Origin of the sequence: Bacteroides faecichinchillae JCM 17102 (genome assembly GCF_000614145.1) — a bacterium.
GTDB classification, from domain to species: Bacteria; Bacteroidota; Bacteroidia; order Bacteroidales; family Bacteroidaceae; genus Bacteroides; species Bacteroides faecichinchillae.
Genome location: NZ_BAKK01000141.1, coordinates 1 through 527, shown reverse-complemented (window position 1 = coordinate 527; position 527 = coordinate 1). Strand labels below are relative to the sequence as shown.

Genomic DNA, 527 nt, shown 5'->3' with positions numbered 1-527 from the left:
TGGCGGGCAACGTTCCAAAGGGGAATGGTCCTTCAGTATACCGGACGCTTTTGGAAGGATCGTCCTGACGGGGACCTGCAGGAATACACTGGATTATACAAATGATCCGTTGAAGAACATCGTATTAAAGGCTACCCGGCTCAAGGGAACGAGTCAGACCAATGACCTGAAAGGATATACGCTTCCCTCACAAGTCACCCTGACTACCCCAACGGTATTGAGTGCGAATTATTATGACCGCTATGACTTTATCGGTTCCAATGGTATCCCTTCGGGTACTGCCACTGCTTACGAAAAAGTAGCAGGATATGATGAACTCAGGACAGTGGGAGTCAAAGGATTGCTAACCGGAACGCTGACGGCGAAACTGAACAGCAGCGGAGCAGTATCAGGTTATCTTTATTCTGTGATGTATTATGATGAGCGGGGACGTGTGATCCAGCAGCGGGGAAACAACTCTTTGGGAGGAGAGGATAAGATATTTACCGCCTACGACTTCCCGGGGAATCCCACGCAAGTCAGGAAAG

General features: G+C 49.3%; 1 pseudogene. It reads left to right on the top strand.

Annotated elements, in window-relative coordinates:
• Nucleotides 1–109: 109 nt before the first annotated feature.
• Nucleotides 110–527 (top strand): annotated as a pseudogene (locus tag JCM17102_RS30850) (DUF6443 domain-containing protein); the annotation flags it as partial.